Annotated in this window: 4 protein-coding genes; 2 read left to right on the forward strand and 2 right to left on the reverse strand. The window is 53.0% G+C overall.

Annotation, left to right across the window (positions count from 1 at the left end):
- Nucleotides 1-89: 89 nt before the first annotated feature.
- Nucleotides 90-9,038: a GH36-type glycosyl hydrolase domain-containing protein gene (locus JQN73_RS13890; protein WP_370551242.1), complete on the reverse strand. Its 8,949-nt coding sequence runs from the start codon at nucleotides 9,036-9,038 to the stop codon at nucleotides 90-92.
- Between the two features lie 602 nt (nucleotides 9,039-9,640).
- On the reverse strand, nucleotides 9,641-11,152 hold the full coding sequence (locus JQN73_RS13895; RefSeq protein ID WP_205319472.1) for a leucyl aminopeptidase: 1,512 nt from the start codon (nucleotides 11,150-11,152) through the stop codon (nucleotides 9,641-9,643).
- 37 nt (nucleotides 11,153-11,189) lie between these two features.
- Between JQN73_RS13895 and lptF the strand changes: the two genes are divergently transcribed.
- Nucleotides 11,190-12,323: an LPS export ABC transporter permease LptF gene (gene lptF, locus JQN73_RS13900; RefSeq protein WP_205323371.1), complete on the forward strand. Its 1,134-nt coding sequence runs from the start codon at nucleotides 11,190-11,192 to the stop codon at nucleotides 12,321-12,323.
- Nucleotides 12,320-13,459, forward strand: coding sequence for an LPS export ABC transporter permease LptG (gene lptG, locus JQN73_RS13905; protein ID WP_205319473.1), 1,140 nt, complete (start codon nucleotides 12,320-12,322; stop codon nucleotides 13,457-13,459). Before lptF ends, lptG begins: the two co-directional genes overlap by 4 nt.
- Nucleotides 13,460-13,523 lie beyond the last annotated feature (64 nt).

The raw sequence follows: 13,523 nt of genomic DNA on the forward strand, positions 1-13,523 counted from the left end.
GAGACGCAACCGCAAGCGCGAGACATGAGACGTAAGCGCAAGCTCGGGGTGCTAGCACGGAACGTCGTTACGTTATTTCGCTGACTTGATCACCCCGTGCTGCTGCTGCTGCCTTCAGCGTCAGCCATCCTGGCTATCCTGAGTTCGACCATGTGCTCCTTTTGATCGTCTACCAACGTGAACGAAGAGCCGGGATGCAGCACACCGTCCATGCTAACCGCAACTTCACCACTTTGGCCATGCTCCAGCTGCGTAATTCCAATCTGGTAAATAGTGCTGCGATAACGATAGCGGATAGAGAATTTATCCCAGCCCTCGGGCATGCAGGGTTTGAATGAGAGTTTGTTGTTTTCTAACGTGAGGCCCAGCAGTGATTCGGTGATCAGGCGATACATCCAGCCTGCGGAGCCGGTGTACCAACTCCAGCCGCCGCGTCCGACATGCGGCGCGACACCATACACATCGGCAGTAATGACGTACGGTTCGACTTTATAGATCGCAATTTTTTCTGCGCTTTGTCCATGGTTGACGGGGTTAATCAGGTCGAGCAGTTCCCAGGCGCGGCGTTGGTCGCCGAGACGGGCAAAGGCCATGATGGTCCAGATGGCGGCGTGGGTGTATTGGCCACCGTTTTCCCGCACGCCGGGGGCATAGCCGCGAATGTATCCGGGATTGAGCGGTGACTTGTCGAACGGCGGATCAAGCAATTGAATCAGCCCGGCGTCGCGCCGGACTAAACGGTGGTCGACCGAATTCATGGCTTGCCTGGCACGGTCAGGATCGCCAGCACCGGATATCACCGCCCAACTTTGCGAGATGGCATCAATCTGGCATTCCGGATTGCTGACGGAGCCGAGCGGCGTTCCATCGTCAAAATAAGCGCGCCGATACCAGTTACCATCCCAGGCGTTGGTTTCGATATTAGTTTGCAGTTTCTTTGCTTCTGACTTGCAAAGGTCAGAAAATGCCGTATCACCGTGTTGTTCTGCAATCCCGGAGAAGTTGTCCAGAACGTCGTATAAAAACCATCCGAGCCAGACGCTTTCGCCGCGACCATGTTCACCGACTTTGTCCATCCCATCGTTCCAGTCGCATGATCCGATTAAAGGTAAGCCGTGGCTGCCGAAGCGCAAGCCATGGGTGATCGCACGTGTGCAATGTTGATACAAACTGGCAGTTTTGGAGGAGCGGGCAGGAAGATCGTAATACGAGTCTTCGTTCTCACCGACCAGTCGACCTTCGATAAATGGGGCCACTTCATCCAGCACGGTGGTATCGCCGGTGGCCGTGACGTAACGGCAGGTGGCGAGTGGTAACCATAAAAAATCATCGGAGCATTTGGTGCGTACGCCACGATCTGACGGCGGGTGCCACCAATGTAAGACATCGCCTTCGACAAATTGATGGGCGGCGCAAAGCAACAGGTGGGCACGTAGCAAATCGGGTTGCGTATGGACCAATGCCATGACGTCCTGCAATTGATCGCGGAAGCCGAAGGCACCACCAGACTGATAGTACCCGCTGCGCGCCCAAAGTCGGCAAGCAATGGTTTGATACATTAACCAACCATTGGTCAGCACATTGAGAGAGGTGTCTGGCGTGTCAATTTGCACTGCGCCTAACGTTTGATCCCAATACCGATGCACGGCATCCAGCGTGCTCTGAGCGGTTGCAGTACCACGCAGTTTTCGGACCAGAGCGCTGGCATCGGCGCTACCGGTTTTGGACAATCCTAACATAAAGACAAGTTGTCGGCTCTCACCGTCTGCGAGGGTAAACGGCACCTGTAAAGCGGCGCAAGGATCCAGCCCTGCGCCTGTTTTACCTGAAAGGTGGGTGCGCTCCAGCGCTTGCGGTTGCTGCAGCGAGCCATTGCGACCAATGAATTCATTGCGGTCACCGGTGAGCGTACGATTGGGATCATCGACGTCGAAGAAGGCCACGCGTTGATTAAAATCGGTGTTGTAAGGGTTATGCGCAAACACCGCGCCACTGTTGGGGTCCACCTCAGTGACTACATGCATCATCGATTTTTCGCGCAAGTCACCTAGCACCCATTCGACATAACCGGTCGCCGATAATTTACGGGTGCGACCGGAGTCATTGCGTAATTTGAGTACGGAAAATTTTACTGAATCGTCGGTCGCCACGTACACCCAGAGTGCAGAGGCGATGCCGTTTTCCATATGTTCAAAGACGCTATAACCGAAACCGTGACGGGTGACATAGGGGGATGAACGGGCGTTGGTTCCGCGTAAAGCAGGGCAGGCCGATAAGAGCGGGGTGGGCGACCAATATTCGGTGGTCTCTTCATCCCGTAGAAAGAAGGCTTCCCCGCTGGCAGCGCTAACGGGGTCGTTGTGCCACGGAGTGAGTCGATATTCGTGGGCGTTTTCACCCCAGCTATAAGCGATGCCATTTTCCGACACGATGGTGCCGAACTCCGCATTTGCCAATACGTTCACCCACGGCGCGGGCGTTTGTTGTTGCTCGCTGGTGGTGATGACATATTCGCGCCCGTCCGGGGTGAATCCGCCATAGGGATTGGTCAGAATAAGATCGCTACGTTGAATCAGTGGCGCAACCGATTGCTTGGTGCCATCGGTCCGTCCGGTCGGCTCAATGGTTGGACTTCTGCTGGCATTCAAACGAGGTACGCGACTTTCCAGAACACCGCGTCGGTTGATTTGTTCGGCCAGCGTGCCGCTGCTGTCGGTCAGGACGATGCGGGCTACGGAATACAGCAATATCCGATCTTCATTGGCAATCTGATCGCCCGGTCGGACAAAAATACCACCGGGTCGATCAATCACGTGACCTTCGATTCCGGCGGCAATCAAGCCCATTATTTGGTCCTGCAACAGTTGACGATAACCGGCATGGTCTTCGTTCCAGATCACCAGATCGACCGCCAGACCTTTCAATCGCCAGTAAGAATGCGCCTGCACCAGTTGCCTTACCAGTTCGATATTGGCGACGTCCTTGATTTGCAACAGCACTATCGGCAAGTCACCGGAAATAGCGTAACTCCACAAGCCTGACTGCCCTCGGGTATTTTTAATCAGAATGCTGGCATCGGCGCGCAATGCACTGTTGGCGTAGATGATCGAATTTGCCAGACGGCCGTAGAGTTGGGCGTCCGTTTCGGTTGCATTGATCTGGCGCAAGATGACCTGGCTGTGGGTCCACGATAAATCGAACACCCGGTCGGCCAGATGACGGTCCTGATATTTATCGATCAAGGAGAGGCAGGCATCCCGCGTTTCGGTCACGCCGGTCACCATGTCGATGTTCACCGTTTGCTCTGCAGCGAGCGTAATACGATAGCGGATTGCGACCACCGGATCGAGCACCGAACCGTGGCTACCTGATAGCGCATCCTGACTGAGCATGGCTTGTGGGGCGGCGATAGAACGGCCGCGACCGATGAATTGCATGCGGTCGGTTTCATAGGAGATGGTGTCGATTTGAGCACCATGCGCTGCCATTAAATGAAACATCCACGGCATTTTTTCATCGATAGAGCGTGGACGCCGCGTGCACAGAATGGCGCGCCGATCTTGTAGTATTTCGGTCTGAACGAATAGATTGCTAAAGGCCGGATGGGCACTATCGGCCGCAGCGGGGGCTAACACGACTTCGGAGTAACTGGTGATGTCGATCGTTCTCCGGCTACGCGAACGATTGGTGATGCGGCTACGACGCAGTTCAATGTCGTCCTCAGGCGATACCACGATTTCAGTATGCATTTCAATATCATAAGCTTCGCCGGCATCACGGCGGCGGAACTCGGCACGACCTTCAGAAAATATGACTTCATAGTCTTGCGCCAGTTTGCGTGTCGGTTGGAAGGTGCTGGACCAATAGACGCCGCTGGTAAGGTCCCGCACGTAGCAGAAAGTGCCCCAATTGTCGCAAGTGGTGTCTTCGTGCCAGCGCGAGACGGCTAGATCGCGCCAGCGGCTGGAACCGCCGCCCGCGTTACTGAGCATGACGTGATAGCGACCATTGGAGAGCAATTGCACTTCCGGGATCGGTGTATGGGCGCTGGCAAGTATGCGCACCGGCATTTCCTGGGTGCTGGCGGCGACGGTGCGGATTTCCGCTAGCTCACTGCTGTTGGAATAGAACGCACTGGCTTTTGGCACGCGCTCGTGCAGCAATAACATGGTGGCCTGAAAGAGCGGATCGGAGGCAAACCGTTGCTGCATCGGCTTATCGAGCAGGAGGTAGGTGAGCGCGAGTAAACTCATGCCTTGGTGATGCGCCATGAAAGAGCGAATCAGCGCATGTGACTGGCCGCGAGGCAGCCGGGCGCGGGTGTAGTCGATGGCTTCATACATACCGTACCGGCCCTGAAATCCATCCGCTGTCAGTCGTTGGAGGTTGGCGCAAGCTTGTTCCGGCGCGACCATCAACGCTAGTACTGACGCATAGGGCGCAATTACCTGATCGTCCGCCAAGCCACGCTTGAGTCCTAGCCCGGGCACGCCGAAAGCGCGATATTGGTAATTCAGACTAGCGTCGAAAGCGTTGTAGCCCGACTCCGAAATTCCCCATGGCATGCCGGTTTGTGCGCCATAGTCGATCTGGCGTTTTACGGCAGAGCGATAGGTTTGATCAAGCAGGGTGTTGGCAAAATTTGGCATGACCAATAGCGGCATCAGGTATTCGAACATTGAACCGCTCCACGAGAGCAGGATCGGCGCACCGCCAGCGGTGGTGAGTTGACGGCCGAGCGAGAACCAGTTTTCTTGCGGGAGTTGACCTTGCGCAATCGCGACAAAGCTGCACAGTCTGGCCTCCGATGCCAGCAAATCGTAGTAGCTCGCGTCGCGGCGGCGTTCGCTGACGTTGTAACCGATGGCGAGCAAATGGCTGGCGCGATCGTATAGAAATTCGTATTCCATCTGCGCCATCTCGCGCAATTCAAGCGTCAGACGCGCAATGGTCTTGATGTACCTGGTGGCGCGTTCGGCCGCTACCGCCACGCTGGCGTGGATATTAGCGAGTTGGGTAGCCGCTTCCTCACTGTTTATTCTTGAAGAAAAGTTTGCAGTCATTGCCTTATCGTCGCTATCGATGGTGATTGTGGCATTTACCCTATGCTCGTCTTGTTGCAATCGTATCTCAAGGGATAGCAGGTCGCGCAGGGTCGGGATGTTATTGAGATGCGGTAGCTCAGTCATCCAGTGTGAATGATGTGGTAACGTCATCCAGGGGGTTAACCATGCGAGGGTTGCGCTAGCTTCGCGGCAATGATGTACCAGCGCGCGCATCCACCATCCTACTTCTGAACTTTGAGTAGCATGCAGGGTGCTCTCGATGGTGAGCGCGCCGTCCGTCAAGCGTTCAATCACACGTTGTAAAGCATCCAGGCTGATCGGGGGCGAGGTACAAGCGTTTGCCAATTCCGCGTGGAAGGCAAGCCGTTCTTGAGCGGCCTTGTCCATAGTGTCGTCGGTGGCATCAATTGCCTCACCCAGAATAGAGAGCGTATCCCAGAGTCCCAGCAACCATTGATTGCCGATGATCGGTTGCTCATCCAGTGCATTCAGCCCCGCTTGCAACGTCAGCAGATGACCGGCCAGATTGCCGCTATCGACGGTCGAAACATACATCGGTTGCAGCGGCTTGAGATATTGGGTGTCGTACCAGTTATAGAAATGGCCGCGATAGCGTTCCAGGCTGAGTAACGTACGCATGGTGTTATCGGTACGCTCCAGCAATTGCGCCATCAGAATGTAACCGAAATCATGCGCGGCAAGGTTCGCCAGTAATGCCATGCCGATATTTGTCGGCGAGGTTCGGTGTGCCACCACTGCGACTGGTTGCTCCTGAACGTTATCGGGTGGTAGCCAGTTGTCTTCGGGACCAACATAGGTTTCAAAAAATGCCCATGTTTTGCGGGTCAGATTACGCAAAAATCGATATTGCTCGCGCGTTAGTTGGGATTTTGTGGGTTGTTGCGGAAGGCTGATGCGCCAGGCGATTGCCGGTCCGATGATCCACAATATCAGGAGCGGCACCGCTGTGAGCAATGCTTGCGGATCGGTTTCAATAATGCCGATCAAGATGGCAACTGCTAACATCGGGGCCATCCACATGGCTCTAAAACTGCTGAGTACATCGTTGGTGCCATGGCGGCTGATTTCGCTGGATGGATTCCATTCAAGCATACGGCGGTGAGAAATCAGCATGCGCCAAAGCGTGCGCAGAATGGCGTCGATGTTGTAGCACGCTTCATAGGGTAGAAACGCGAGCGTCAATAACGCCTGTATCAAGTAATTCACACCACTGTCAAGGACGGCCTTGAGATGCTGGCGCAGCAAGACGTCTTTGGGTTTGCGCACCAGATCGAGGACCGAGCCGATCATGTACGGTAAAACGATAATGCCGACAACGGTGACGGTCCAGAAAAACGGCGCGTTAAATATTGTCCAACCTAAAATGAGCAATAAAAATAGCGCGCTTGGCACCATGCTGCGACGCAAATTGTCGAATATTTTCCAGTGTGATAGAGTCGAAAGGAAGTTGTGTTGGCGCGGCATCGACTTGTCCGCTGCAGGCACACGTGGACGTAACCAACCGGCAATTTGCCAATCACCACGAATCCAGCGATGACGACGGCTAACGTCGGTACCGTAGCGGTTTGGATAGTCTTCGTATAGCTGGATGTCGGAGAGCAAGCCCGAGCGTGCATAGCAGCCTTCCAGCAAGTCATGACTCAGAATCTGGTTCTCTGGAAGGCGGTTAGTCAGCGCATGTTCAAACGCATCGACGTCATAGATTCCTTTACCGATGAACGAGCCCTCTCGGAATAAATCCTGATATACATCGGAGACCGCCCGGGTGTAGGGATCGATGCCGGATTCACCGCCGTACAGACGCGCAAAATACGAGGTGTTGCTACCGGGCAGGCTGTTGGCAACGCGGGGTTGCAAAATCGCATAACCTGCGGTGACGCGCTGCAGCGCCGTGTCATAAAACGGCCGGTTGAGCGGATGTGCCATTGCACCGGAAAGTTGCCACGCAACATCCCGTGGCAATAGGGTGTCGGTGTCTAACGTGATGACGTATTTGATGTTGGACAGCACCTCGGGCTTGCCGACGATATGCATAAACGCTGAGCGTTCGCCGCCGCGCAGAAAGGCATTCAACTGGGCCAGCTTGCCGCGTTTGCGTTCATATCCCATCCAGATATTTTCTTGGGGATTCCAACGCCTCGGGCGGTGAAACAGGAAAAAAGTATTGCGGTATTTAGGGCTATATTTTTCGTTTAATTCGTCTATGCGCTGCTCGGCAAGATGCAGCAGCATCGCATCTTCGGGCTGTGTTTCGCTGGAGGCATCGCGAAAATCCGTGAGCAGGCAAAAATGCAAATGGGGATCGCGATTCGCCAAAAAACGCACTTCCAGCGCTTCGCTCAAATCGTCGACGCTATCGGCATGTATCAACATACTCGGGACCACAACCAAGGTTCTGGCTTCGGCCGGGATACCTTCGGAAAAATCCATGCGAGGGAGGCGTTGCGGGGTGGCAAGCAGGGTCGCCAGCCAATTGACCAAAGCCAACGCCAGATGGCTAGTCGCGATGAGGGCCAGTACTGCGATGATCGGTAGTTCCCATTTCCTGGCATGAAGGGGATATGCGTGGAGATAAACGTGATACAGCAGACCGCCGGTGAGCAGGGTGGTGAGCACAGCAATCCCGCCGAGGTACATGCGTAACGGCATGCGACTGGCAGATTTTCCGAACCGGTCCAGACCGCGGCGCCCCACAACGGCAATTTTTTCGATATCCAGCAAACCGTCATCGATCAGGTAGTAGCCGATATGGGCCTTGCGCGGATCGATATTTTCCAGCGTCTGGTCGTCGGCTCGGTAGAGCGACGAAGCGGCATCTTGCGCTAGCGCCACAGCGAGTTGCGCAACTTCGAGTTCGGTAAGATGCGAGTGCTTGGCAATATGTTCAACGCTATGGCGATATTGATCGCGTGTACCGAAATCCATCTTTCCGTAAACTTCAGCGGGATCAGTTTGCAGTGTCTGTTCGACGATACTCATGGTTTCGAAAAATTCGCGCCAGTTCATCGTTGCCAGAAAGCGCAAGCTACCGATGCTGTTGCTGATCGACACCTGATCGGCGGCTTGTTGCTGAATTTCGGTCAATACCAGTTGTTCGACGGTGGCGCCGGATTGCAATAGTCGCTGTTCAATCCAAGTCAGTGGCAAAGCCAGAGCGGGTCCTTGCCCTTGCAGACGGCGCGCCAGTTCGGCGACGAACGACCCCACCATCGGAGGATCGGAGCGTGCCATATCGGCAATGATGAGAATCAGATTGCTGGGATCGGTCTCCAGCACTGCCGTCATCTGGTCAGCCCAGGAGTCGGCCAGATTTCGATGTTCGCTGCCGACAGCAAGGCGCGCCGCCACGCGGCGCAGATTATCAATCAGTGCCAACCGCAGCATGATCGGTATCGCCCACAATTCGCCCATTGTGAGTGGCATTACTTTTTGATAAGCAGCGACAAAGCGGCTTAAATTTTCTGGGTCAACGCGGGCATCGCCATGCGATATTGTTTCTAACGCAATGTCGTAAACACGGGGGAATCCAGCTGACGGGCCTTTTAACAGGCGCGGTAATTCCATACTGTAATTTTTCGGCAAATGTCGCTTGGCCGTACGTATTTGTTCTTCTATCAGATAGAAATTATCAAGCAGCCATTCTGCCGCAGGTGTGATCTGGCGCTTGCCCTTGACGGATTCAATCAACAAACTGCAGGCCTGCATCAGCACCCGTTCATTGTCGGCCAGACGCGGCAGTAATTGATCCGGGGTGGCCTCAAGCTTGATCTGATGATCGGTAGCGAGCAACTTGCCGTGCTGCTCCATTTGTAATGCACTGAATAACTCGGCACGCAACGGACGTTCGTCGGCGGCAGTTTTGGAAAGGGTGGCGTTATTGCTGAAGCGATCGGTAAAATGGCGAATCTGATGATCTACTTCGCCGAGAAAGTTGTTGAGATATGCTTTCAATTCAGGCGGTCCTTTCTGAGTATTCGGGACGCTACGGAGGCCGCATTCCCTCTGTAGCAGATAGCACAGCTCGGATTAATGCAAAGGGCTATGGGCCTGAAACAGCTACTAGCTATTCATTAGCGAATTAGGTTGAATTAGATGATTTTTTAATAATAGAACGTGTTTGCAGAAAAAGTTGCGAGAAAACAACAAAAATTCGACAAATAGTTGACTAATAATTTACTAAAAACAAGTAAAACTGGAGAAGCATGAGACACAATCCAACTGGACCAGGGCAAATGTTAGAGGCACGACACAGTGATCGGCTTATAGCGGCTACAAAAGCTATTTAAAAGATGGTGCGATTGACCATAATCCTACAGGGATTAAAAAGTAAAGCAAGTTGGCAATTTTGCTGCCGTGCATGCGCGATAATTCCCTGCACGCGAACAAACCGGGAAATCGGATTCCGATGATTTATTTAGGGAAATTTTGATTAAATTTCCAGTTCTTTCCGACGATATTCTGGAGGGGAATATAAAAACAGGCGTTTAACCTTGAAGTTAAACGCCTGTTTTGTTTCGCAACATGTTAACTACCAGTTGCCTTTTTAAATTGCTTTACTTGACTAACGCTGCCCGATTAATCAGGAAATTGGTCAGCAGCGGCACCGGACGACCGGTTGCACCTTTGGCCGCGCCGCTTTTCCAGGCGGTACCGGCGATATCCAGATGTGCCCAGGTGTACTTTTTAGTGTATCGCTCCAAAAAGCACGCTGCGGTGATGCTGCCACCAGCAGAACCGCCGATATTCGCCATGTCGGCGAAGTTCGACTTCAATTGTTCCTGGTAGCTATCTTCGATCGGCATGCGCCAGGCTGTATCGCCGGTGGCTTTTCCAGCACTCAACAATTGGTCCGCTAACACGTCATGCGCATCGTCGTGGCGCGTGAATAAGCCGGAGTTATGATGACCAAGTGCGGTGACACATGCACCGGTCAAGGTCGCAATATCGACGACGGCCGCCGGTTTGAAGCGCTCGACATAGGTCAACGCATCACATAGGACCAAACGCCCTTCAGCGTCAGTGTTGAGAACTTCGATGGTCTGACCCGACATTGAGGTGACCACGTCGCCCGGCTTGGTTGCGCTGCCGGAAGGCATATTTTCAGTTGCCGCAATCACGCCAATGACGTTTAACTTGAGTTTCATCTCGGAAATGGCACGGAGTGTTCCCAGCACTGTGGCTGCGCCGCACATGTCGTATTTCATTTCGTCCATGCTTAAACCGGCTTTCAGCGAAATACCACCGGAATCAAATGTCACGCCTTTACCGACCAAAACGACAGGAGCGTCTTTGACTTTGCCGCCAAGGTGCTTCAGAACGATAAACTTGGGTGGCTGGTCGCTGCCGCGAGCGACTGACAGAAAGCTTCCCATTTTGAGCGCCTCGAGCTGCTTGCGGTCCAGCACTTCAACCTCAAGCTTGAACTCCTTGGCCAGTTTCTTAGCTGTGTTTGCAAGGTAAGTAGGGGTGCAGAAGTTGCCTGGCAAGTTACCCAGGTCCTTGGTCAGGTCGGTGCCGTTCGCCAGAGCGATCGCTTGCGCCAGTGCTTCTTTGGCGGCAATTAGTTGAACCGCGGTGGCAAGAAACGCGAATTTTTTTACGCCGGCAGGAGTCGTCTCTTTTTTACTTTTTAATCCGTCGCAACGATAGTCGCTGTCACGTAAGACTTGCACCGTGGTGCGAATACCCCACGCCTGATTGCGTTCTTTAATACCGGTGTACGGTAATGCAACCACCGCATCGTTGGCACCAAGGGTTGAGGCTACGCGTGCAACGCAGAGTGCAGCCATGGAAATAACTTTATCCGAGATTTCGCCTTCTGGGCCCAGACCGATCAACAATACGCGCTCGGCAGCGCTGCCGGAAATTTTGCGTAATAGTAGGGTGGAGCCGGGTTTTCCGGAAATATCGCCAGACTTTAACGCTGCAGTAATTTCTCCGCTTTTGTCAAGTGCCTGTGCTTCAGGTGTTAATTTTTTGTTTTCGAAGACCCCGACTGCGATACAGCCGGATTTGAGTGTGGCAATTGAGGTTTTTGCGTCGGGTGTTTTTATGCTAAAGTCCATCAGTTACTCCTTATCGATCCTCAATTATAGTCCCCCCATGATTTTTCAGCGCGCTCTTCGACGCGAATTGTTGAGTACGGCAGGCGCCGTGTTCACCACGCTCTTCACAATTACCATCACCGTTATGTTGATCAAGATTCTTGGACAAGCGGCTGGTGGCCAAATCGCATCCGCGGATGTCGTCGCCCTGATCGGCTTTCAGGCGTTAAATTACCTCCCGATTATTTTGATTTTGACGGGCTATATTTCAGTACTGCTGGTCGTCACACGTAGCTATCAGGATTCCGAAATGGTGGTCTGGTTTGCATCCGGCCTGAGCCTGACCCAATGGATTAAGCCGGTGCTCTGGTTTGGTCTGCCGATCGTGATCCTGACGGCTCTTCTCAGTTTCGTTGCGACGCCTTGGGCGAACACTCAAAGCGCAGAGTATCGGGAGCGCTTTGAGAAACGGGAAGATTTATCAAAAGTCGCTCCTGGAAAGTTTCAGGAATCAGCGGCTGGCAACCGTATTTTTTTCGTCGAGGGATTTTCGGGCGACAGTAACAAAGTTAAAAACGTTTTTATTGATACCCAGACCGAAGGCAAGAACAGCATCGTCATCGCTAAAGAGGGGACGATTGAGCAGGATAAAAAGGGCGACAAATTTTTGATTTTATCGCAGGGCCGCCGCTACGACAGCGTCAATACCCAGAGCGATTTCCGTATCATGGAGTTTGAGCGCTACGGCACTCTGGTCGCCAGCGAGTCGCAGGCCTTAAGTGGCGACAGGTCGTCCAGGGCATTACCAACCAGCGATTTGCTGAAAGCGCCGAACAACTTCAACATGGGTGAATTGTTGTGGCGGCTGTCGTTGCCCCTGATGGCTTTGTGTCTGATGTTGCTGGCGATTCCATTGAGTTTCGTCAATCCTCGTGTCGGCCGCTCGGCCAGTTTGATTATCGCGCTGCTGTTGTTTGTGACGTATAGCAATATGGTGAGTTTTTTTCAGGCAACCGTGGTGCAAGGGCGATTATCGTTCCTGACGGCCTGGTGGCCGGTCCATCTGGTAGTGGCAGGCTTGATTCTGTTCCTGTTCTCGTGGCGCTTGAAAGTAAATAGTCGCTATCATCCTTTAGTTGTCTGGTCGTCTATCAAGCACGCCCGTCTCATCAGAAAATCGGCGGCTTCATGAAAGTCCTGCAACGTTATTTCACCACGGAGATTGTGCGCTCAGTCTTGTTCGCTCTGGCTGCGTTTTTGGCGCTGTTTGCCTTTTTCGATTTGATGGGCGAATTGCAGTCAGTCGGTCGCGGTGGGTACAAGCTGCAACACGCGTTCGGCTTTGTATTGTTGGGATTGCCAAGTTACGCCTATGAATTGATGCCGATTGCTGTGTTAATCGGCACCATCTATACGCTTTCCCAATTTGCAGCACACTCTGAATTCACCATTATGCGTGTCTCCAGCATGTCCACCAAAATGACAGCATGGATGTTGTTCAAAATTGGTATTTTGTTTGTGGTGGCAACAGTCCTGATTGGTGAGTTTGTCGCGCCAAAAAGTGCTGAATTTGCAGAAAAAATCAAGTTAGGTGCTAAAGGAGCATCCGTCTCCCAAGAGTTTAAGTCGGGATTGTGGAGCAAGGACGTCATTAAATCGGGCGGACTGACAGGTGAAATTATCGGTTCCCGTTTTATTAATATTCATGACATCCTTCCAAATGGTGAGCTGCGCGGCGTTAAAGTCTACGAATTCGACCATAACTTCCATCTTGCTTCGATTATCGTGGCTGATCATAGTGTCTACGCAGGCGCGCATTTGTGGCGCTTGAGCGACGTGGTGCAGACCGATTTTGTCACTGGCAACGGGGCATCGGCCGATACGATCAACACGGCGATAGCGACAAAGAAAATGCCATCAAAGGAGATGATTTCGGAAATCACACCGGAAATCCTGGCGGTTTTGTTTGCTGACCCGGATCGGATGTCAGCCTATGACTTGCATGCTTATATTAAGCATCTGGCCGAGAATAGTCAGCATACGGAGCGCTACGAAATTGCATTTTGGAAAAAAGTTATTTATCCGCTATCGATATTTGTCATGATGGCGTTGGCTTTGCCGTTTGCGTATTTACATTTCCGGGCGGGTGGCGTGAGCTTGAAGATTTTCACCGGTATCATGATTGGTCTCAGTTTTCAGTTGGTGAACAGTCTGTTCTCGCATCTGGGGCTGTTGAATACCTGGCCGCCGTTGATCACTGCGGCGGTGCCGAGCATATTGTTCCTGGTGGCGGCGATAGGGGCTTTGTCGCGGGTTGAACGACACTAGCTGGCGCCTATGCGCGCTCGAATCAACAGGCGCCTGAAGCACTTTGTGATTCGCCGTATTATTC

The organism is Glaciimonas sp. PAMC28666, assembly GCF_016917355.1.
Classification (GTDB): Bacteria; Pseudomonadota; Gammaproteobacteria; order Burkholderiales; family Burkholderiaceae_D; genus Glaciimonas.

Bases quoted from the DNA above. Each gene is read 5' to 3' on its own strand.
- JQN73_RS13895 (WP_205319472.1), bottom strand. From the start codon at position 11,152: ATGGACTTTAGCATAAAAACACCCGACGCAAAAACCTCAATTGCCACA.
- lptF (WP_205323371.1), top strand. From the start codon at position 11,190: ATGATTTTTCAGCGCGCTCTTCGACGCGAATTGTTGAGTACGGCAGGC.
- lptG (WP_205319473.1), top strand. From the start codon at position 12,320: ATGAAAGTCCTGCAACGTTATTTCACCACGGAGATTGTGCGCTCAGTC.